27 protein-coding genes are annotated in these 22,436 nt (G+C 43.7%); all 27 read right to left on the reverse strand.

Features of this window, described 5'->3' with window-relative positions:
- On the reverse strand, positions 1-587 hold a 587-nt coding region (locus QOX44_RS08580; RefSeq protein ID WP_283682660.1), incomplete at its 3' end, for a hypothetical protein.
- Positions 588-597: 10 nt separating this feature from the next.
- On the reverse strand, positions 598-1,599 hold the full coding sequence (locus tag QOX44_RS08585) for a hypothetical protein (protein WP_283682661.1): 1,002 nt from the start codon (positions 1,597-1,599) through the stop codon (positions 598-600).
- Positions 1,600-1,622: 23 nt separating this feature from the next.
- On the reverse strand, positions 1,623-2,636 hold the full coding sequence (locus QOX44_RS08590; protein ID WP_283682662.1) for a hypothetical protein: 1,014 nt from the start codon (positions 2,634-2,636) through the stop codon (positions 1,623-1,625).
- A gap of 19 nt (positions 2,637-2,655) precedes the next feature.
- Positions 2,656-3,411, reverse strand: coding sequence for a phage tail-collar fiber domain-containing protein (locus QOX44_RS08595; RefSeq protein WP_283682663.1), 756 nt, complete (start codon positions 3,409-3,411; stop codon positions 2,656-2,658).
- Between the two features lie 16 nt (positions 3,412-3,427).
- Positions 3,428-4,048 (reverse strand): hypothetical protein, encoded by a 621-nt coding sequence (locus tag QOX44_RS08600; protein ID WP_283682664.1) that lies wholly within the window; start codon positions 4,046-4,048, stop codon positions 3,428-3,430.
- Positions 4,032-5,129, reverse strand: coding sequence for a baseplate J/gp47 family protein (locus QOX44_RS08605; protein WP_283682666.1), 1,098 nt, complete (start codon positions 5,127-5,129; stop codon positions 4,032-4,034). Before QOX44_RS08605 ends, QOX44_RS08600 begins: the two co-directional genes overlap by 17 nt.
- The gene (locus QOX44_RS08610; RefSeq protein WP_283682667.1) at positions 5,126-5,545 is read right to left on the reverse strand and encodes a DUF2634 domain-containing protein; all 420 of its coding nucleotides are present in this window, start codon (positions 5,543-5,545) and stop codon (positions 5,126-5,128) included. Before QOX44_RS08610 ends, QOX44_RS08605 begins: the two co-directional genes overlap by 4 nt.
- Positions 5,546-5,551: 6 nt before the next feature.
- On the reverse strand, positions 5,552-5,800 hold the full coding sequence (locus tag QOX44_RS08615; RefSeq protein ID WP_283682668.1) for a hypothetical protein: 249 nt from the start codon (positions 5,798-5,800) through the stop codon (positions 5,552-5,554).
- 4 nt (positions 5,801-5,804) lie between these two features.
- A complete protein-coding gene (locus QOX44_RS08620) occupies positions 5,805-6,785 on the reverse strand; it encodes an XkdQ/YqbQ family protein (protein ID WP_283682669.1) in 981 nt (326 codons plus the stop codon).
- Between the two features lie 15 nt (positions 6,786-6,800).
- Positions 6,801-7,547: a LysM peptidoglycan-binding domain-containing protein gene (locus tag QOX44_RS08625; protein ID WP_283682671.1), complete on the reverse strand. Its 747-nt coding sequence runs from the start codon at positions 7,545-7,547 to the stop codon at positions 6,801-6,803.
- Complete coding sequence (locus QOX44_RS08630; RefSeq protein WP_283682673.1) at positions 7,507-11,361, reverse strand: LysM peptidoglycan-binding domain-containing protein; 3,855 nt, start codon at positions 11,359-11,361, stop codon at positions 7,507-7,509. The genes QOX44_RS08625 and QOX44_RS08630 overlap by 41 nt, the downstream gene beginning before the upstream one ends.
- Before the next feature lie 4 nt (positions 11,362-11,365).
- Positions 11,366-11,569, reverse strand: a complete 204-nt coding sequence (locus tag QOX44_RS08635) for a hypothetical protein (protein WP_283682675.1) — start codon at positions 11,567-11,569, stop codon at positions 11,366-11,368.
- Positions 11,569-12,039 carry a phage tail assembly chaperone gene (locus QOX44_RS08640; protein ID WP_283682676.1) on the reverse strand — a complete coding sequence of 157 codons (471 nt, stop codon included), beginning with the start codon at positions 12,037-12,039 and terminating at the stop codon, positions 11,569-11,571. The genes QOX44_RS08635 and QOX44_RS08640 overlap by 1 nt, the downstream gene beginning before the upstream one ends.
- A 53-nt stretch (positions 12,040-12,092) precedes the next feature.
- Entirely contained in the window at positions 12,093-12,524 is a 432-nt protein-coding gene (locus QOX44_RS08645; protein ID WP_283682677.1) for a phage tail tube protein, read from the reverse strand.
- 12 nt (positions 12,525-12,536) lie between these two features.
- Positions 12,537-13,874, reverse strand: a complete 1,338-nt coding sequence (locus QOX44_RS08650) for a phage tail sheath family protein (RefSeq protein WP_283682678.1) — start codon at positions 13,872-13,874, stop codon at positions 12,537-12,539.
- A complete protein-coding gene (locus QOX44_RS08655; protein ID WP_283682679.1) occupies positions 13,875-14,012 on the reverse strand; it encodes a hypothetical protein in 138 nt (45 codons plus the stop codon).
- Positions 13,978-14,634, reverse strand: coding sequence for a hypothetical protein (locus QOX44_RS08660; protein ID WP_283682680.1), 657 nt, complete (start codon positions 14,632-14,634; stop codon positions 13,978-13,980). Before QOX44_RS08660 ends, QOX44_RS08655 begins: the two co-directional genes overlap by 35 nt.
- Positions 14,635-14,646: 12 nt before the next feature.
- Entirely contained in the window at positions 14,647-15,129 is a 483-nt protein-coding gene (locus QOX44_RS08665) for an HK97 gp10 family phage protein (protein ID WP_283682681.1), read from the reverse strand.
- Positions 15,129-15,497 (reverse strand): DUF3599 family protein, encoded by a 369-nt coding sequence (locus QOX44_RS08670; protein WP_283682683.1) that lies wholly within the window; start codon positions 15,495-15,497, stop codon positions 15,129-15,131. The genes QOX44_RS08665 and QOX44_RS08670 overlap by 1 nt, the downstream gene beginning before the upstream one ends.
- Before the next feature lie 12 nt (positions 15,498-15,509).
- Complete coding sequence (locus QOX44_RS08675; RefSeq protein ID WP_283682684.1) at positions 15,510-15,911, reverse strand: DUF3199 family protein; 402 nt, start codon at positions 15,909-15,911, stop codon at positions 15,510-15,512.
- Positions 15,912-15,923: 12 nt separating this feature from the next.
- A complete protein-coding gene (locus QOX44_RS08680; protein WP_283682685.1) occupies positions 15,924-16,304 on the reverse strand; it encodes a hypothetical protein in 381 nt (126 codons plus the stop codon).
- A gap of 11 nt (positions 16,305-16,315) precedes the next feature.
- Positions 16,316-16,696 carry a Rho termination factor N-terminal domain-containing protein gene (locus tag QOX44_RS08685; RefSeq protein WP_283682686.1) on the reverse strand — a complete coding sequence of 127 codons (381 nt, stop codon included), beginning with the start codon at positions 16,694-16,696 and terminating at the stop codon, positions 16,316-16,318.
- A gap of 12 nt (positions 16,697-16,708) precedes the next feature.
- A complete protein-coding gene (locus tag QOX44_RS08690; RefSeq protein WP_283682687.1) occupies positions 16,709-17,638 on the reverse strand; it encodes a hypothetical protein in 930 nt (309 codons plus the stop codon).
- 20 nt (positions 17,639-17,658) lie between these two features.
- Positions 17,659-18,921, reverse strand: coding sequence for an XkdF-like putative serine protease domain-containing protein (locus QOX44_RS08695; protein ID WP_283682688.1), 1,263 nt, complete (start codon positions 18,919-18,921; stop codon positions 17,659-17,661).
- 98 nt (positions 18,922-19,019) lie between these two features.
- Entirely contained in the window at positions 19,020-19,265 is a 246-nt protein-coding gene (locus tag QOX44_RS08700) for a hypothetical protein (RefSeq protein ID WP_283682690.1), read from the reverse strand.
- A gap of 2 nt (positions 19,266-19,267) precedes the next feature.
- Positions 19,268-20,848, reverse strand: coding sequence for a phage minor head protein (locus QOX44_RS08705; protein ID WP_283682691.1), 1,581 nt, complete (start codon positions 20,846-20,848; stop codon positions 19,268-19,270).
- A gap of 4 nt (positions 20,849-20,852) precedes the next feature.
- Positions 20,853-22,433 carry a phage portal protein gene (locus QOX44_RS08710; protein WP_283682692.1) on the reverse strand — a complete coding sequence of 527 codons (1,581 nt, stop codon included), beginning with the start codon at positions 22,431-22,433 and terminating at the stop codon, positions 20,853-20,855.
- Positions 22,434-22,436: the final 3 nt, after the last annotated feature.

The following is a 22,436-nucleotide window of genomic DNA, read 5'->3' on the forward strand; positions in this document are numbered from 1 at the left end:
CCGTTTGTACTGATGGCAGCGATTTCAGCCGATCCGTTATCTAACAGATTAACCCATACCGGAAATTGAATTCCACCGCGGACAATAGGGATAAGTATTATGCATTCGCGTGGGAATGGTGTGAATGATACTTTAAATACTGAATTTGATGATGCTTGGACTGTCAAATCAGACAACCAGCCTCCGCGTGACTGTAACATATTCGTGTTTTGTTGGGTTATCTGGTCCTGTAGATTCTTCGCCACAGCGGCGGATACCGCCCGCGTGGTATCCGCTGTCGTAGCATTCTGAATCAGATCTGCGAACGAATGGTTTTTCAGATCTGAAAACCATCTTGAAATCTTCCCAAACAATCCAGCCAGCTTTTCGCCAGTCGAGATATTTTCCCGCCTTTCAGCCTGCTGGAATGCAACTGTGGACTCCGATGCATTTCCAGCAGGATCCATTTTCCTGCTCCATTCCTCTTTCTCCTTGTCAGACACAAACCGATGTATAGTATCCTCACTGATGTTCTTCGCATCAGCGCCGATGTCGTACTCATGTACGACACCAGTGTTATCTTTATGCTTGATTTTTTTAGTAATCATAGCACCCCTCCTAAATCAAGAAGCATAACGATCCTGCCGGCGCCTCTGATGGCAACTCAGATGCAAAATATACCTCCGGCTTATTATTCCATTTCTCCTTTTCGGTATCGGATACAAACCGATGTGTAGCATCCTCAGTGATCATAGACGCCGGATGCGATTCTGGGTGCGTATATTCCTTAATATCCGGCTTATTCTTAATATATGCATCGCTTTCCGTGTCACTTTCATTCCAGTCAGCCTGTACGTTCTTCTGCGCATTTGCAGGTGCGTGTGCTGCCTGACTGTGATCGTACGCCATCTTTCCTTTGTCTCCCGGAAATGCTGTAGAAGCTGTCTCACCAAGCGCCAGAGATGCGGAAATTTCTGTGTAGGCACTGCCAGACCAACGATATGTCTTGTTTGTATCTTTTGCGACATAAATTTTTCCAGACTCGCCTGTTTTCGGGAAGCCTGCCTGATTATCAAATTCCAGTACGTCATCAACATACGACGGGAGCTGTGCTGCCGGTACTTTTCCGGTTTCATCCAGACTTGCTACACCGTTTGCAGCACCTTTATCCGTTGTTGGAATAGCGCCGACGTCCGCTGCCGCCAGCGTTACGTCACCAGTCAGCGGCTTGTTATTGATCTTGCGGCTTGTCGGCACCCTTGTCGCCAGCTCTTCCGTGTAGTCTTTCTCATCTGCCCACTCCGCTTCTCCGGGTGCTTTATTTTTTAAAACCTGTCCCGCTGTTCCCCCGGCAGGGATATGCTTATATCCAGGGGCATCAGGGTGCACATACCCCTGCCCTTTACTCAGCTCGTCCCATCCTGTTCCATTATAGACATACAGCGTCTTTGTCTCTTTGACGTATACCTTTAAACCTTCCGTGACGGCGTTAATCCTGACGAGTTCGTCGCGATCCGCAATTGTGTCGACCTGCTCACGAGCATCCAGAAGTGCCGCTGCCTGAAGCTTAAAACCTGACGCTACTGTAATACCTTTCTTATCCGCAAAACTCATATTCATACCTTCCTTTCCTGCTTTGCAAATTAGTAATTAAATGTCATCTTGAATGATGCAACTGTAGACGGATCATTAACGTATGCATAATATACCACGTCACCGACTGTTACCTCTGTTTTTGTAAATGTACCTGTAACATCAAAACTGTTCGCATCCAAAATCTTCGCCAGATTGCCATATGATTTCGGATAAGCGAACAGCATCCTCTGATTATTGCACGTAAACGTGAATGTTTTATTTCCCTTTGCCGTAACAGACTTTGTAGCTGCCTTGATGATCTCCTCAGTAGCCGTAGCTCCGGCTGCGATTGCGCCATAATAGTACGGACTTACATAGGTAAATGTGCCTGTTTTTGCAGTTACCGACTTGTTGTCCGAATCTGTTACCTTAACAGACAACTGCTTATTCGCGGTCACGGTCAGCGGTTCTGCGAGTGTTACAGTATTTGCTCCGCCCTTGATTCCAGATGTCAGACTTCCGATTACTTCGCTGCCGTCCAGTACCTCAATCTTTGTGATTGCTGCGGAACCCATGGTGATATTGACTGTTACGGCAGTTACTTGCTCACTCGTTCCAATCTCGAATGTTCCTCCGTTTTTCGGAACCGCGGAGGCAGTCACAGACGGTGATACATAGGCATGCAGCATCTTGTTGATCATCTCAACCGCCTGCACGCCTGTTTCCGGCGGGACAAAGCCCTTCGGGATGCCACCGACAGCTACAGTGGACGGTGTCTGATTCTTATACAGGATATCGTCAGCATTTGCTTTCTTGGTGATAGCTTCATTCAGTGCGTCAGCTACTTCCTTATGCTCTTCGATGTACTGTGCAATCTCCTGCAGCGTGTCATACGTTTCTGGAGCGGTACCGATCAAGTCTTTGATTTTTTCGTTAACGAAATCGACAATCGTCTTGCTCTCGCCCTCACTGTCGCTCATCAGAACTGCGTCTGCTACAGTCTTCGAAAACCACTTTTCCCATACCGGTGGTTCCCCTGTCTGCGCTGTGTTGCGGTACATAAATGCTCTTTCATTTGCCATTTTCAAATTCCTCCTTAATTTAAATAATTTTTGCAAAAAAAGCAGCATCGGCTGGCTCTTTTTCCGATACTGCTAATTTACCTGATACTATGTTGTCTGTTTGCGCCCAGTTTTCTCCTGATCCAGGCGCTTCTGAAGCGATCATTATGTTTGTATATGATGCTCCTGCAAAATCACCGACAACCTGTTCTTCATCTGTAATAAACAGGACTGTATTTTCCGTAATATCCGTATCTGCACTGCCAAACATTACGCGAGGATTGTCTCGGATATGTGTTTCGAATCGTTCTGCAAGCTTTTTCAGGTCTTCCGCAGATGCGTATGCTCCTGTGTCTGCGCGGATAGTAACATTCTCGCTGTTCGATACAGCCTGAAATGTGTCAAGACCGATTGTCACAGGTGCCGCCCCATCATAAGCAGGCATATAGTCTGCTTTGTCCGGATAAGCAACAGCCAACGAATATAGGATTTCTCCTTCACCCGGATCCGTTGCATATACTCCAATCTCTCTGATGTAATATGCTGATTGCAATCCTTTATTCGAAATGACGGATACAAGCTTGATCGTCTGCGGATCAACGACATCCACAGACGAAAACGGAAATTCCTGCATCTGCTGTTTCAGTGCTGTTGCTCCATCAAGAACTTCATCTTCTGTATATGATCCGGAACCAGATACTATCTTTGAAAACTCAAGCTTAATATTCTGCATTTGGGTTTTTTGAAGCAGTGCCAACCCTTTCTGCGTAATAACAGCTTTTCTAAATTGTGCCATCTTTTTCTCACCCCCTTCACTGTATGATAATCTTCGGATTCATAACATATCCAATTCCGACTCGATTTCTCAGATAATAATAATTCAGTTTTTCACACTGAATATTATATCTTGGTGTGAATCTGTGTGCCATTCCGACATAGTCATCTGCCTGCACAGCATATTTAGAAAGCAGTGAGAAAAATATATGTGCCGGAATTCGGTTGGATAGAATCTGAATCAGTGACGGATAGGAAATACCTGCCTCAGAGTTTGCAAGATTTAGTCTCAATTCGGTTCCATCCCATGCCACATAGCAGTCTGATCCAGTAAATGCTTCCACAATTGCGGCAATGTCTTCAGCGGACAACTTCCCGTATCCCAGCAATGCTGCAGCGATGGCACGTCTTCGTCCGTCAATTGGTAATCCCGTTGCATTCAAATGCAAAATTTGCTCGTACATATACAACGTTTTTTCATCGCAATATTGCACAAACTGATTTTGTACCAAGCGCTCAAGAAAATGTGCCATAAGATCAATTGTCCAGCCAGAAAACTTATATACTGCATCCATCTCTTTAAATTCAGTCCAGTAGGATGGACCGCTGGCTGCAACTTCTTCGTACCCGCTGCGGAGATCGTTATAAAATATATTCATTAACCGTCACCTCCCCAAGAACCGCTACACTGTCTCTCCCTATTTCAACATTACTATTTGACTCGTTGATCAGCAGCCGATCATAATCAACTATTCCATCAATTCCGACCAACTGTGATCCAATCCAGTTATATCGCACGACAAAATCGCTGCTATCTAACGCGTTTTTTCGGAAATATTCAGTAATCAGCTTAACTATTTGCTCTTTAATTTCCTCAATAGTTGCTGATGATGCTTTCTGTATTGACACGGATATGTTTATTATCACAGCAATAGCTGGTACGGCAACAAAGCAGGCACCTATGGAGGCGACTCCTTGCCCCATTCCGTTTCCGCCCGGATCGATGTAGTCCTGAACAGCCTTTACCACGCTTTCCGCTGCTGGTTTCCCGTTCACACCAATCAGTATAGCCTTTACCGTGTTGGGACCGTTCCACAGAGGTATTATTCTGGCACTTCCTACCCCATCTACTTCTTCACACCACGATTTGTATTGATGGATATTTCCATTTTCTGCTGGTCCTGCGATTTTTTCAATCAGACGCTGCCTTGCATCATCGTCAGATTCTTCATTCTGTGCGGGTACAAGGATAGCGCCCAATGTTGCACTCTCCAAACCGTCAACGTCCCATTCTGGTATCACGACAGTTCCTGGTGCCAGTGTATTCAAATCAGTACCTGTTTCCTCAGATACCAAGATCAGTTTCCCCTCATCTGATGTCTGCACTTCAAAATAATATTCTCCTACCGTCATACGATCTCCCACTTCTGGTTGAGTGCCAACAAATTCGACATCATAAGTTGCAGGCGTTGGGACTGGAGGGTTTCTCTGCAATCCTTGTTCTGCCATCTTTTCCGTCAGTACATCTCCGGTGCAGCTGGACAAGCTAATGATGGTCTTAATTTGCCTCATGTCGTCGAAAAACTTTGCTGTACGAATGATATGTCCTGACGATGCATCCATATAGATACTTCCTTCGCGTGTGTCTACCCCAAGCTTTTCTCCCATTTGCTCTGCCTGTTCAAACAGAAACGCTTCATCTATATCTTCCAAATTGAGATCTTCAAAATTCCGAATCAATTTACCACCCCCTCTACCAGCAGCGCTCCATAAACAGTAATCACACTACATGAAATTGATACGCTGTCTCGACCTACCCACTTCCATGATATGTTATCCACATCCAGAATGCGATCATCAATCATCAGTGCATCTTTGATCAATTCTGGAATATCTGATTCCAAAAATTCTTCTGTAAGTTCCGTATCCATAGCACGGTCCATAATCTCAGATCCATAATTATCTGAATAGATTAGGTGTTTAAATCGCTCCGTACTAAGCATTTTCCAAATACTTTGCTTTAGTGCCTCTTCACCATCAACCATTCCAACAATTCGTTTGTGCTCCATGTCCATACCGTATGTCCGGGTAGTACGCTGCTCTGTATCAATACCTTCAATGTCAAATGGTACAGAAATCACACTCGCACCTTCCATATACCATCACATCCTATCCAACAGGTAGAATATTTCACCCTTATTTTTCAAAACCAACAGGTATACATTCTCGCCAACGGTCAGATTTTTTTTTGTAGATGGAATAATAACCGATTCCCCAGCTATCTCCATGTCTGTTTCATTAAGCATCTTCAATCGTAGCGGATACTCTTTTGTCACCTGTGCTGGAACGATCTCCGGTATGTACCGTGAACATAATTCTTGTATCATACCTTTCAAGCTGTTTTTTCTCACTCTTTCACCCCGCCTTATCAATATCTGATGCATAATTCAGTGTCAACTTCATACTGTGCCGCCTTTTCGTCCATGTATGCTTATCTTCATCCACATACATTACACGTTTTTCATTCAAATAGGGGATATTCACATACACACATCCCCCAGCAACAATATCCCAATTTCCTGTACCAATCCACTTCATTGAGCGCTTCACAAGAGCCTTTTCTTCCTTAAACGTATTGATCTGTTGCTTGATATCTGCTGCCGAAGCATCTTCATCCACACTTTCCATTTCTTGAAATCTACCGATTTTTTTTTCTAATATTTTATTGGTATATGATTTCTTGGTTTTTCCTTTAGAAGTAGTCAGCTTAATACGCGTTCTGGAGTCATAAATTGAGCGAGAACGGCTGTAATCTTCGGTATTGGTATTCAGCTCCAACACTGGCAATTCTGCCTGCTCTTTGCGTCGTTTTAAATAAATTTTCCCCATATCGGCATACACATAATAGCGACGTCCCGTCGCCTTATATGTCTTTTCCAAAGCTTCCTGTATCACATCCCAGAAAGTAGTGCGGGTTTCCTTTATTTCCGGAATTACATATTTTGTATCTACTGCAGATCCTAATTTAAGACCTAACTTTTTCAAGCAGTATTTAAAAATGTAAGAAGCTGTCTTTTTCTTGAAAGAGAATGATTCTCTGTTATTCGCCAAATAGATACATTCATCATATGCCTTGATAGTCAATGTTTTTGAGGATCCACTATCGTCCGACATAATCAACCCTCGAAAGCGCTCTTTTCCATCGGCAGAAAACACGCATGTAATCCCGTCACCGCAGTATATCTCTGCCCTGTCATGTTGCTCCGAATCCAGCAATACGACCTGAAGAACTCGTGGTGCAGAGCCCTTTCTTCCAGACAACGAAACCTGCTTTACCAGATCTGAATAATCCTTCCACTGACTATCCCTACCGGCGACAAATTTAATATCAACCATACGCTCTCTCCTCATTTACGGTATCTTAATTACTGTCCCAGGGAAAATCAGCCTTCCATCGCGGCAATTGCTGTATCCCCGCTTCTTTGCAGCCTGATTCAATACCGTCTTGTTCGCTTTCAGAATTTTTGTATACTGTTTTCCTTCCCCATAGTATTTTCTTGCAATATTCCATAGACAATCACCCTTCTTCACAGTGTACTTATCCATTTTAGACTTTGATGATTTCTTTTTCTTTTGGTTTTTTCGGTTGGATCCGGATGATACGCTTGCTTTTTTATGCGGGTTTTTTATTGTGCGAACGGTAACACTTCTGAATTCTTTCAGTTCCAGACTGTATTGAATCGTACCAGGATCACCCCCATCCTCCTTGAACGTATATCCTGTGATTATCGCATAAATATTAACAGGTAACGTAGGCGCAACCAAAACAAAATGGCACGGTTCGTCCATATCAATCCGCTCTAACATAGCCTGATGATATGTTTTAGCCGGCAAAAACTTACTTTCCGGTATCGCACAGTAGCTTCCGTATGATGCGGGAAAAAAGCATGAAAAGGATATTACCATCGCATCCCTTTTCGTCTTATGAATGACCTCGCCAACAGTTTCCAAGGATACCGATACCGGTTTATCCTTTATCGTGACTTTTATATCTTCTGGAAGAACAGGAAATTGAAGTTTCTTCTTGTCATTGTCATAGTTCAACCACATCTGATACCTACCATTCATGCGTTCTATCCCCTTCCCCAACATCTTCATCGTATATGATATCAAGAATAATATCTTCGATATTGTCCATGATATAATTAACGATTTCCGCTTTCGAAGATCCAGCACTGATTTCCCCGCTACCATTGATATCTATAGCAATCCTACGGTTATCATTTCGCACATATTCATTACGCATATCAGCTTCTTCCGGAGGTGAAAATGCAGCGCCTTGTAGCTCGCTGCCTTCGAAATTTCCCAAAACACCCAATCGCTCTCCTGTTTCTTGCCAGATTGCTTTTGCATTATCTGATCCGTCAATCGGAATAAATGCTTCTGGACCTTCCTCAGCAAACACGCCATAGTGCGGTGTATCGAAAATTCCTCCTTCAGCGTGCATTATATAAGAGCTCAACGGTGCATATCCCGTCGCGCCCCCAGATATCCCAATTGTAGCTGTTGGATTTGCGATAGAATAATCAACAGTGATCAACGCTTTGGCTGTAACAGGAAACGATGTGTTGAATGCACTTTGCAATTCGCTTCCCGTCTGATCGTATATCTCAGGGATATTGTCACTTTCTTTTTCCATCAAAACCCCAACCTCTCCATTTGCTTCTAAGGGATCAGAAAAAGCCTGTGTTGATGACTCCTGTGCTTGATTCTTTACGGCAGTTCCTATTTCTGCTGTGTCAACATCCACCATGCTCGCCGGAATATTTATTTTTTGTCCAACATTGATAATATTGGGATTTTCAATCTCCGGATTGATGGCAAGGAGTTCATCAAGGGCAATTCCAACATTCGCAGCAATCTCGCTAAGTGTCTGTCCGGATTCTACTTCATACTCAATTGCAATTGCTCCTCCCTGAAGAGTAATCACATTATCAGTAGCGATTAACCCACTTAGTTCTTTTGCCGCTTCTGATATGTCGAATTCAGACATTTTAACAGTTGGTTCACCTTCAATCTCCATTCCATTCATATACTCTTCAATAGAATAACCGTACTGGCTTAACCATTCTTGAACCTTTGAAGTATCAATTTCACCTTCAGGAGTCACTGCTTCTGATAGACCATCCCAGATTTCGGAATAATCCAGATTTGTAGTTTCAGTGCTGGCACGATCAAGTGCTGTTTGAAATTGCTCTGGAATTATTATGCCAAGTTCCTCAAGGCGTGACATGAATGTATCATATCCCTGCGTATCAACAATCTGTTCTGCCAATTGTGCATAAAGCGAATCAGAGTTTCCTGCGGCAGCACCGATATCCATCATTTCCTCATAAGCATCCATCAGTGTCTGAGGAACGGATTTATTATTTTCTCGATATTCGTCAATAATCTCGCCCATCTCCTCTGCAGTTGGCAGCATTTTTTCAAATCGATCCTTTAACGCCCCCTGTGTGTCAGATGAAAGTCCGCTATCAATTTGCAGCCATGCATTTTCCATCTGATTCAGCACGTTTTCCGGACCAACTATCCCCTGTTCCATATCGGTTATTACACGGTTAATGCTATCCACAGCCTCTGAACTTGTTTGATCGATTTCAGTGTGGGCAGTTCCAAGCTCCTTTCCGTATGCATCGTTCAGGGATTCACTAAGCCAGTTGAATGAATTTGTAAGCCATGTGGCATCCTGATTATCCAGAGCTTGCCCTAATACCCCTTTTATATTCTCAAGCATTGCATAATCAATATGACCGTTCAAATTTGCCAGATTGAAGTATTCAAGAGCATCTGTATAGGTATCTTTACTTTTTTCCGCAGCTTCTACCCGATATTCATCCATATAATTAACGACATCAGCCCATGAATCAGCAGCCAATGCAGCACCGGAGGAAGTAAGCTCAAGCCAGTCAAGCTCGGCCGCTTGCTCTGCTTCTCGCTGTGCACTCACAATACTCATCATCTTCTGTTGTAGTATCGATACTGCTGTCTGCGCGTTTACATCGTATACGCCTTTCTCCAAAGCCTCTTGCATAATCCCTGTAATTGCACCGCTCAGCTGTTCGAGATTGGCTTGATCAGTTTTAAACCATGTCTGCATTTGCGCAACCAGCGGTGCGGCATTTGCTTCTCCAAGAAGAGCTTCTACTGCAAGTTCCGCTGAATATGTCTCTTTTTCAAGGGCATCCGTGACGCTTTTTGTAAACTCATCTTGATTCGATAATAATAACGCTTTCTCGCTGTCACTCAGCTCCGCAACCACATTTGCTTTCCAGTGTAGGTAATCCATGTCAGCAAGCAATGATTCCGCATTATCAATCAAAGACTCGCTTTCATCGAAGCTCACGCCTGCAAGCTGCATATCGGCAATATAATCCACATCTATAATCTGAGATGCTAAATCTTTCGCCTGCGCATCATCTAAAGATATTTCTCCAAAATGTGAATCAAGATTTGATTCCACCTGAAGATCATTGTAATCGTCTATTGCTTTTGCTATTCCGACAACAGATGCGGTTACTATAGCTGCACCGGCCGCCCATGGGCTTCCAAAAACACTCGTGCTCAGCTTTGACAAGGCGCCCGAGAGCCCATTTGTTCCGGATACCATCTTCGCAATATTTCCGGCACTATTTGCAGCTTTCATGGCAATCATTCCTGATGCAATCGAAGTGAGCGCAGTACCAATTGCTTTTGGATTTTCTGCTACAAACTTATATGACGCTCCCAATGCAGAGCCAACAGTTTCGATACCTGTTGCTATCGCATTTAATCCACTTGGAATCATAGGTACGATATCCTCCAATGCGTTACCTGCCATCGAAAAAATACGACTCATCGGCTCCTCAATCTCGTCCATATTTTCAGTCAGTGTTTTTACGACACCAATCGACTGATCCATGATGTTATCTCCGAGATTGGCTTTTGTATCTGTCCATGCTTGTTCAAGATTTCCTGTTTGATTGCTCCATGTGTCTGCTTCACGAGCTGCCTGCCCTAATGCTCCAGACAGCTTATTTGCATCTTCTACCATAGATAACAATGTCCACTGTTTCTGCTCCTCTGTTAAGTCCTTGAATTCTTTACCGTATTGCTCCATTGCTTCAGCGTTACGGGTGAATTCCGTACTTGAAAGTCCGAGCAATGCATCATTCTCATAATTCCCCTTCAGATATGATCGAAGACCTTCTGTCATCTCTTCCATTGACTTATCGTAGAACGCTGCACCGTCGGCCACAGCAACCATAGCCCGATTACTTAACTCCATAGCATCCGCTGTTTCCATACCTGTTGTTTTTGCAAACGCAGCAACGGATGTATAGCTTTCTTTCATTCTGTTTTCAAGAATACCTGTGTCATTTGCAATTTGTCCAAGACTTGCATCTGCACTTTCTTCCAACCCAGCAAAAACCTGTGAAAACTGCGCTTCTCTTGCACTCGCAGTCGCTGATTCTTCAAGAGTATCAAACGAAAAGTCTTTCAGCTTATCAAATGCTATTGCTCCTGCTGCGATGGTGAACAGCCTTTTCAGTGTACTGCCGAGCGTATCAGCATTTCCATTTAAATCACTCAAGGAACGGCTTGCGTCATCTGCATCGTCACCAATCTTCGGAAGATTACTCTCTTCCGGAATAGATTTGTCCAACCCTCTTAAAGCTTGCTCAAGCTTATCGGCAGATTGATCTATAGAACGAACGAAAGTATTCATCGAATTATTTATAGAAGTCCCTATATCATCAAATTCCTCACTGAAGACATCTGAAAAGTCTGCCACTTCATTTGCCTGAAAAGCTTCATCGATAGCCTCTCCTATCGATTTCATTTCTTTCCGTACATTCTTTCCTTCCGAGGTTATCTTTTTAAGTTTTTGGCTTACATCTTCATCGAGTTTCAGCCTCATCGTCAAATCGCTCACAGTATCACCCCCTTGCCGTTTTAATATATACTTTTGCCAACCGATCCATCGCAGAAACCGGCGTCTGCATCTCTAACTGCTCTGACGCTATATACATCATTTTTTCACTGTGGGATTTTTCTACCCATTCTTCAAAAGGCATCCCTTTTCGCTGCCAGAGAATATGTCCCCAGTACCAGTCATAATTTCCGCCGCCGGTTCCGCTCATCAGTTTTTTAAGTCATCAATAACCTTTTCGTCCTTATCTTCTGACATACCGCACGCAATCATTACACACTTATTTGCGTAATCATACTCTGCTCTGTCCGGGAAGAGAATCGCCGGCATATCCATCCGATCAAGTACGCCATAGTATTCCATAAGCTCTTTATCATCCAGTTTCGGCTGCACAAATGACTCAATCATAATATGCGTGCTTACTTTGTCTGCATCATAGTTCACGATTGTTGCCACCTGACCATCGGCTGTGAGCAGGGGGCGTTTTGATCCTGACGATGTGTCATAGAATACATCTTTTGTTCTGTAGAGATTTCTGATCTCCTGTACTCTATTCCTCGAAAGTCTCCGAAGAATAAAAGGAATAGGTTTTCCCTTATCATCTAAGAAGCGATCGATTCCTTTAAATTCAATAGTCCCCCTGTCTTTCAAATCGCTTTTCATGAACGCTTTCATATCCATAGTGTTATCCTCCTGTAATAGAAAAGAGGACCTTTCGGTCCTCTATGAAAAGTTTAGGCAATCAGATTTTTTGCTCCAAAAGTAACAGAGATCTTCGCCACATCTCCGTCGGTGTCCAAATCCATTAACGGAATATCCCCTGTAAGTACACATCCAACTAAAGTAAGCTCGTCCTTCTTTCCAAGCTTATCGTAGAAATCGGAATTCGTGTCATCATTAACAGAGTAGATCGTCATTTCTGGAGTTTTCCCACTCTTGATATACTCGAGTGCCTTTTCCTTATAGAGATTGTTTGTTTTCCATGCGTCGATTGTTCCCGTGATGTCATATCCTATCCAGCGGCGGTTAGTGCCCTGATCGCCAAGCGCTTTTCCCTCCCATACTTTCGGCTTAAGCACTGCATTATATTTGCAGGAGTCAGCTACCAGTACACCATCAATATACACACGGCCGTTCGTGACAGAAAGTGGTCTTTTATTTTCCATTATATTGCCCCCTTATCTGGTTGTTACAGAGAAGTAGAGTTTCTCCGCAGAATCAATAGCTTTGATTGCAACATTAAAATAGGTTGCCTCCCCAACTGATCTGGATCTGTCAACATAGAAATCTTCATCCAAATCTACATCCGTAATAGCTCCATTGGATTCATATGCACTGAGAATAGAGCGTCCAAGACTCTCCATGACCTCCCAGTCATCCGGCACATTCTGGTATCTTCCGGGAACAAATGTCGTTCTCAGCTCATTTGCCAAGCTGTCATACACTCTCAGCACACGGTTTTTTCGATAGTCCTCGGTCTTATCATCAGTGAATGTAGTAAGGCTGTTGATGTCATATTCAATGATGACATTGCCCTCCTCATCAAACGAGAAAAACATTTCTCCTGCATCAATCGACTGCTCTGCCTCCTCATTTTTCTTCCTGCCGATAATGTCTGTCGCATCTGGAAATACAGCATAGGTATTTGATGTTACATAATCCGCAGATGCTGTAATACCTGCAATAAATGCAGTAGCCTCAGCTACATCCAGTTCTATGCCATCGTACACCACGCCATTTACCAGATTGATAATTCCTTCATAATCCGCTGCAAAATTTGGAGCAACAGCCTGACACTTCCTGCCAAGATTTTCACGAATAAATTTGATCTTGGAAAGAAGCGCTGTGTGAAGAGCTCCATCATCTTTCGGGAAGCACATGCAGTCAAATTTCAGATCTTCGCACGCATCCAAAAATTCTGTCCAACCAGTGTTTTCCTCCTCTGCATCCGCACCTTCCGTAAGAGATACTGAGGAAAATTTTCCCAAATTTCCGGTTCCTGAAAACTCTACGAATGAAGATTTTCCAATCAGGTCATCTACCTTTTTCACGTTTTCGAAACATTCCACTTCTTTTGTACCGTTATAGACGCTCACATCAAATCCGCCGACCGGATTTTCCACGGAAACAACCTTAATATTATTTCCCATTGTTCCTTCGTACAGTGCTGTTAATGTGATCTGCACCTCTCCTGCATTAGCTGTACCTGTCGCTTTCTTCCCGCCCGCCGGAATATAAACATGTACGATATCAGATTTCAGCAATGCAAGACGAATCCTGCGCATAAAATTATTATCATCGGCAATGCTGCGGCCAAGTAAGGCATACGCTGCATCAGGTGCAGATGATATGATTTCAATAAATTTCCCCTTCGGTCCCCAGTCATATCCAACAAGTGGCATTGCTACAATCCCGCTCAGTACAGGTGCTGCTCCTGCATTTCGTCCGCTTTTTACATTTACATATGTTCCCGGACGTTTTTTCGGGACGTTCGGGTTAAATGTACCTCCAGCCATCTATTTATCCTCCTTCTTTCGCGGCTTTTTCAGCCATGTGTTGATCTGCTTCTTTGCTTCATCTACCGACATTTCTGAAACGGAACAGCTATGCATTGCTCCATCAAATGTGCTCGTCGTCACTCCGAACAGTTTCACACAGTTCTTCCGCAGTGATTTCATCGGATACTTCACTGACGCTGTCTTTGGTTTCAATGCTTTCTTTGGTTCCGAATTGCTGTTCATTCTCTCGTCCAATCTTACCAACCTCCTTTTTGCTTGCATACTGGTCTATGACATTACGATACGCTTCCATAGCTTCATTAAAGAATCCGGGACCATCAATATGGACGCGGTTTATGTCTGCACCGTTTTCACGATATATGCTCGTATACCTTTCACATGATATTTTGATCTGATACACACCGTAATCAACTCTGATTACCTCAGGCGCTGATACTGGAATAGTTTTTTCCTCCAGTTCGCCAGACTCAGTATACATGGGAAGCTGACAGTTTCGGTAAAGTATCAGGCTCTCCACCGTAGATGCCAGCGTATAAGAACCCATATCATTGCTCGCGAAAAACTTAACATACCATGTCAGTGTAGTACGCATAGTCTGCATACTTACTTTTCTCGCACTCAATTCTGGAACTGGGAAAAATACAGATGGGATCGGAAAATCCTCTGGTATACGCTCAAATATTTTTTCGATCCCTCCTGTGCTTTCTTCAATGAATCTGACGATGCTTGCCAATTCCTGCTCAATAGATATCTTCATCTTCTATTACCTCTAAAATATGCTGCACAGAAGAGCTTCGGCATCTTCTTTAACCATATCCGGAAACAAAAATGTAAATGCGATTTCCGCATGATCAAAGAAATGTGAGCCCTCTACAAAAGAAGCTTTCAGCACCATCCCCGTTTCTGCGCCAGGAGTGTAAATAAAACGATCACCACTCCACACTCCAGGGATAAATCGTCCCGGTTGCTGGCTATGACCGTCATTCACCCATCGTGCATATTGTACCCTTGTCCCAATTTCCAATGTCAGACTACCCTCGTCCAAACGATAAATACCATTACCGCTTCCCTTTGAAAACGACGACAGCAGTGTACGGGTATCCACATTACCTTCAGCTTCTATCTGTTCTTGCACGAGATCAAGAAATTTCTCGCCAGCATGATCCAATATTTTCGCCATCTTGGGCTTAATCTGTGGGACAGCCGCTTCTAATTTCCCTATAAAATTGTCCAGTTCTGAAGTATCAACCATCAAATCGCCCCCTTATGCCCGTCCATGCGGTACAGAATCGCTGTAATATGATGTCCGCGTATCCGGCGCGGAAGCCCTGCACGGTAACATAACCCAGTATCCTCCCAAATCACCTTGTCATTGATCCGAATATCTACGCCATCCGGCAAGGAAAGTTTAACTGTCCCTTCTATTGCTCGGTACGGTTCGCTCTGCACCAGTCTCATATCATCACTTTTGACATGGAAATGACATTTCTGCTGTTCTATGTCGGCACTAACCTTGTAAGCTTTTGTTTCGCCGGAAGTAATACCGTAGCCGATCTCCGTCTTTTCTGTTGTCAGGTGGTAAATTGTACATGTGTGGTCAAAAAAGTCTTCTATGCTCATTTCATGACCTCCTCACAGCTTCCGCATGCGGAACAATACATTTCCCCTCGCTGCTGTACCTACATAGTCATCCAAGAGACTGTTGATACCAAGGGAGTCAACATCAAGCATGCTCGTATCTACTGTATATGAGTAATCATCAAACGTCTCGGACTTCACGCGTACCTGCCGGATTGCCGCATTGTATGCATACATTTCCGCAAGCAGAATCACGGCTGTCTTCACATCTTCCGGTAGCTTTTCTGGTGCTCCCTCTTGATCCACACCGTCAAATTTTCGCTTCGTATAACGAATCACATATGACTCTGCTTTCGTGATATCCGTTTTAAGCTGCACATCAGTACGATCCTTTACCTCTTTGTACCCAGAATAATCTCGTACTTCCTGAGGTATCACCCAAGGTCTTGCGGCCATGGTATCACCCCCTTATACCTCAAGTCTTACAACTTTAGCATAGATATCAGCAGATCCTTCCCCTGTCTCAGCCGTGCTGAGTTTTGCTGTAAGTGCCACATCACCATCTCCAATGCTTGCATATTTTCCGTCCTTCTCAAGAAAATCTACTGCATCCATTTTTGCGGCATCTACATATTTTACCGGTTCTTTCTGGTCGCCGGAAATATCCAGCGTTGTGCCAGATGCAAAGGCTGTTTTGACATCAATAAGGATATCGATCAATCGGAATCCCGCCGGTAACTTTACCTGAAGCTTGGTTCCTTTTGTAGCATCTGTATTTTTGTTGACTGTTCCAACAAAAAATGTCTGACTGATTCCGCAGGCGCCCGCATTATACATTCCTACTTTCATACTGTCCCTCCTCAACTTTCCTGTAAATCAATCATTGTAGGGCTTCCGGTACTGTAATCCCCTTCAGACCATAAGATTGCATCTACATAATCTGCCTTTTTAAATCCCTTTGTTTCGACCACTCCAACATGAGCTGCGATCTCTTTCAGCTGCTCCAATGTCATATTTTCGAGTTCTTCTTTGGTATAGCAGTGATCTTCTGTCCTTTTTGACATGATGTCAACAGCGACAGTCAATACGTCCTCCGCAGGGGAAATCACCCTAAAATAACCGGAAGCCACTGCAACGTCTGCAATGGCTTTCTCATCAACATACACATCCGGTTTGTCTTTTGTCGCAGAAACGATTCCGCTGTACGACAACCCTTTCGTAAGCTTCAAATGAAAACTCATGATTCGCACCTCCTACTTGAGTCCGGTAATGATTGCAGCGGCATCAAGCTCCTCGATGATCGGGTCGTAGTCAAGATGTGCTACATAGAATCGCTTATCCTGCATAATGGCTTCTTTTCCTTCTACAGTCTTACGTACCTTTACGCTATATGTATTGACTACAATAAGATTCTGCGGATCTGTAAGGATAATTTTGTCGTTGCTCAGAGAAGGAACTTCCACTGCCGGAACTGCCGCAGGGTTCTTGTAGATGCTTTCCGGTACACCTCCGCCATGCTCGATGATCTGCTTAAGCAGGTATCTGTCCCATTCCTGTTTCCGGCGCGGCGACATCAGCCAACGAAGCCTGCCATTATTATATTTGTTCGGAATCTGCTGCAAAGCGTCATAGTATACATCAACACTCATTGCTCCGCTGTTTTTACTGGATCGATCCTCTACGTGCGAACCATTTGCAAGCTGCTTGATCCAGCCATCGTTAATTTTCAAGAAATCATAGTCTGGATCGTCGCTGCTCACATCAACATCTCCGTTCAGATACAGATCTTCCATATCAATACCAAGCTGGCGAGTCATGAGGTCTGTAATAGTCTTCTCGAGACTCTGACCTTCGATATTCTCCCGTAACGTTTCCTCAGTGATTTCCCACGGAAGACGTACCGGCGTGGTAGCATACTCGATCTGGCTCGTTTTTACGCCCGCTCTGTAATTATCGTCCGTATTCTCTGTTTTCTTGCGTACGATACGGGACCCAATACCGATCTTGTCAATCTCTCCTGTCTTGGATGTTCTCATTACGTGACGGACAAGTCCGCCAAGGTTCGTTACTTCAAATGTCTGCTGGATGAATTTCCGAGCCTGTTCCGGATTCAACAATCCAGATACAAGTCCGGAAGTAACAATCGCACCAGCCTTGCTTACAATGCGTTCATTTAATCCCATAGTTTCTTTTCTCCTCTCTCTTATAAAATTCCTGTCATATAATGCGGTTCTTCCTTCTGTACAGGATCTCCACCGCCAAGATTGCTCGGAAGCGCCCGTGACTTCATCACATCTTCAAGCTGCTTTGCTACAGGTGCAACAGCGGCTTCAATGCTGCTCTCTACCATTTTCTGGATTGTCTCAGCAGTTACTTCCTCATCTGCTGCCGGCGCAGGTGTTTCGGCACCTTCAAGTGCTTTTGTGATCGGCTCCATAGCTTTCGTTACTGCTTCCTGCACGATCTGTTCTACTTCAGATTTCTTCACTTCTGTTTCCTCCTCTTCTTTTCCTTCCGGATCATCCTCGTCATCGTCGTCAAAACCTTCTTTAAATTTTCCCAAGGCTTCACAGATCCGTCCAAGTTCCTCTTTGTTTTTACGGGACATTTTCTTTCCGGATTTCGCAATAGCCTCTGGAGCTCCACTCATAAGAGCCTTTGCAATGCCATCCGTCTTAAGAAGTTCTGTAATGATCTTGTTGAATTCCTCGAGTGATTCTTTGATTTTTTCCTCATCTGCCTCAAAATCGTCTACATACCGGCCTTTCATATAATCGTAATGCTCTGTATGTAACGTTTCCCGCAGCGCAGCAAATGCCGTCCAGAAGTTGCTTCGCTTTGTTTCAGCAGCATAATAATCTGCTACCGCACCTTTTTTCACAAGGTCATACCCGAGCTTCTTTGCAATCTTCTGAATCAAACTCAGCTTTTCTTCCGGATTTTTTCCTTTTTCTACAGCATCAAGATCTACATCCTCATCACTGTATTTTCCAACGCCGCCCATCGAAAACCCTGTGATCTCTCCTTTTTCGATTTTACTCCAGATGTCTGCGTCCGAAACCTCTACCGTCATAAGCCATGTACCTTTACTGATCTGCTCACCTTCAATCTCCATATCAGATTTTGCTACGAAATTTTCCACAACGCAGGCGCCGTCAAGTGCTTCAAAACTATGCTGAAGATCGACCTTGTCTCCATTTTTTGCGTACCAATAGGCCGCTTTCTGGATCTCATCCGCAGTCATGTAGTTTTCCTGAGAATCTTCCGTCATAGGCTCATAAACGATACCAGTAACATAATGATTATCAGTATCTACCTTGACAATCTTGCCGTATGTGGAAAATGTAGCCTGCCCAGACTCTGCTTTCGTAATCAGGAACTGCTTCTTATTAGCCGCCTTATCCACCAATGACACAAATGATATCTTTGCATCTGAAATTTCTTTGGCTTTTAAAATATCTCCCATCCTCATCTCACCTCCTTCCCCGTATTCTTGCAAAAGAAAAAGCGCCGGAAACGGCGCTCACAATCGTAAAATAATGCCCTGTTCTCACAGGGTGCTTATCATCGTATGAATTTTTCAACATAACCTCTGCCCTCTTCTACAAGATCCTCCACCACCGGATATATGATCTCCAGATCTTTCTCCGGCAAGTTTTCCAGATATTCAACCAACTCTGATTCATCCAACTCAGAAAGGGAAGCTGTCATCTGATCCCATATATCAACGCAACGTGGGTGAATTCCATTCTCACGCGGATCTGAGCTGATAAAATAGTATTCCTTTAACTCCTTAAAAAGTTCTTCCATGCCTATCCCTCCTGATCGAAATACGGATAAACTGTTCCAATATCATCCTTGTTACGTAATACCCTGATCACAACATCGTTATATCGTGCTGTCTGAATATATCCATCGTCTGTCAATGGTGCAGTATTTGCAACGTAAGTTCCTGCTGCCAGAATATCATCCTCCGTCCACTCTTCCGGAAACCAAGTTTGTCCATTCCCGTTCCGTTTCATTTTTGTTTTTGAAGACGGTATGTTTCCCACGCGAACACCATTATCAAGTGTATCTGTGATCTGATACGCAATGCCCCGCCTATCGCATTCTTCAAGTGCGGCCTGACTATGTCCTCCTGCTGCAAGACGCCCTGATGGCCACTGCTTTGACGCAGGCTTATAATCGCCAAGCGCAGAATGCTTTAATGCTGACTTAGGTACTGTAATTATACCATCATCAACCAGTTCATTCAACGGTTTCCGCGATCTGATTCCTTTTGCGTTTGTCTTGTACAGCATCTGGAACTTTTCATCGGTATCAATAACGCCTGATTCTATCAGTGCCCAGCGCTGTTTTCCGGCGTATCCACCGCCAAAATAGTCCTGCTGTTCTTCTTTGCTGAGTCCCTTAACCCACTCCAGCATTCCATCCGTATCAACCTCCGGAGGATTTTTACGTTCTTCTTCCCAGCGTTCGTTATCTGCTGCAATCGCTTCCCGTTGTCGCTGCTTTTTTTCCTCTGTATCCAATGTTATATCTGGTGCAGATTTTTTAGATCGGATAAGGCATTTGCAGTTCACTGACTCCGACGCTGGCAGACATGTGTCGCGCGGAAACATTGGATGATAAATACAGCCATCAGCTCCATGGAGATCAAACCTTTCCATTTTCGGTATGGTTGTACCGCTCATTCTTACATGATTTGGACGAGGCTTGTTCTTGTGCGCTCCTGTATGATGCCATTCTTTCTGTTCTACCTCATAATCTTGTACCATCGTTTCAAAAGCGGCATAGGAATGTATGCGTAGCACCTCTGTCTGAGCAATCGTTCGAGCCTGTTTGTAAGTGTTCCTGATTCCTTCCTGGGTAATTTCTCTTGCAATGGTATCTATGCTTTTTCCAGCCTCTATACCGTCATCCAGAATCTTGCGCAGTTGATCAAATGTACTATCAGAAAAATACTGTGCCGTATCATTTGCCCACTGCTGCACGGAATCGAGTGTCCGGTTGGTATATTCTTCGAGGCGCTCCAAACCTGCATCTTGCAGATAAGCATCAGTAAAGGTCCGAAGCATATCATCGGAATATTCAGTCAGTACATCGAGGATCTCCTCTCGGATTGGATCAGACTGCACGAATTCCGGAAATGCCCCTTTGATATACTCGTCCAAGCTCTCATAATTGGCGATATCGTCACAGAATCGAACAGATTGATTATCTATTAACTCCGCGATTCTCTCCTCTAAACTGGATATAAGCGTTACTGTGGCGGCCGCCTCTGGATACCCGTTTTCTTCCAGTTCCTCGGCCTCGTTATTCTCTGCTTTCTGGATATATTTGTTGATCGCAGCCAAAATAACATTTACCTGAGACTTTTTGATCCTCTTCACTCAATCACTCCTCTCGATAAGAAAGAAGCGCCTTTCGGATATCTTTCATCACTGCTACAATGTCATCTTGCTTGCTGCTCGCAGCCTTCTCTATTTTCCCCTCCAGTTGCGTCATTACATCATCACTGATTGAAACATGTGATATTGATCTTTCCATCTGTTTTCCTTGAAGTTCAAGATATTTAATCGGATACTGCCCGAACTCTTCCGGATAATCTTCTGCATTCTTTCCAAGAGTCTGACATGCATAATCATGAGCGTCATTCATCGTTAAGCCACCGGCATTATTCATAATCGACAGAACTTTCGCAATGTCATCTGGATTTGTGATGTCAGGAGACTGAAATTCTACTTCACAGTATTTGAATCCATAACCGTTAAGCAGCTTATGGTTGATAATCCACGCCAAGCTTTTACGCTCTGGTTGGAACACCTGCTTTTCCGTGACTTCCATCGCGGTTTGTGCCGTGGACCTGTTGAAATCAGTGGTGTATCCTGTGTATAAGTCTGGCAAAAGGAACGCTGACTGTGTTTTTTTGCGCCCATTATCCATATATTCCTGGAACAACTCATCTTTTTGCAGAATCGATGCTAAATCCTTAATTTCAATTTTAGGTTTTTGATCATCATTCAGATTTGGGGTGATTTCAACATTTTCAGACTCCAGAAGAAGGAAAGCGTGATGTCCGTTTTCTCCTTCAATGTCATTCATATACATTTGCAGCTTATTATAGCTCTCATCACTCAACGTTCCTCCGTTGATCAGTATTGCCATTGGCGTATGACGTCCCTTTCTGAAATAACTGTTATTCAGTTTCTCAGCGGACCGACATCCATCAACAGTAAGAATTTGACCTTCCCAACGAACAGATCCATAGTGTTCAGAACCAATCTTTATTTCAAGAATTTCATTTGCTTGGTATCCAAGTTCTAAGGTCTTCCCGTCACTTACATATTCACCGCTTCTCTTGTCCATGATTCGCGGATCTCCGAATTCCCGAAAATATACTGTTTTTCCTCCGACTTGCTGCTTATAGCGACGAAAGCGCTTCTTTCTGAGGATCTGTTCTCCTTTGTAAAAATATGGCACATCCACATATTCATCCTGCGGTTGCGTCATCATAATAGAAGGTGTATCTGCAATGTATTCTATCTGTACCACATTCCCAGAAATATCGCGGATCACTTCTGCATATCCAATACCGTACGTTTCCCGCGATTCAATCATATTTTCAAATACTTCCTTGGCAGCCGTATCAAAGTTGAGCAATTGCAGGATTCGCTCGAGATTTTCAAATTCTGTCCTCATCTCAGCGGTTTCCTCGTCATAGTCCTCTATGTACTTAACACGCAGACCAAACCCTGCTATGTTGTTTTTATATGCGCGAATGCACTGCGGAAGAATTGTGGACTCTTTCACAAGCTCCCTTAACCCATATAGATTCATTGGAGGACTCAGCCACTCAGAAGAGTTGTACCCTTCTTCTTTAGACATATGTTCCTGTTTATCCGATTTCATTATAGCGGATGAACCGGACGGCGATATAATCCGAACATTTACCTGACGACCTGCTTTTTTCTCCATTTC

The organism is Parablautia sp. Marseille-Q6255, from assembly GCF_951230155.1.
Taxonomy (GTDB): domain Bacteria; phylum Bacillota; class Clostridia; order Lachnospirales; family Lachnospiraceae; genus Choladousia.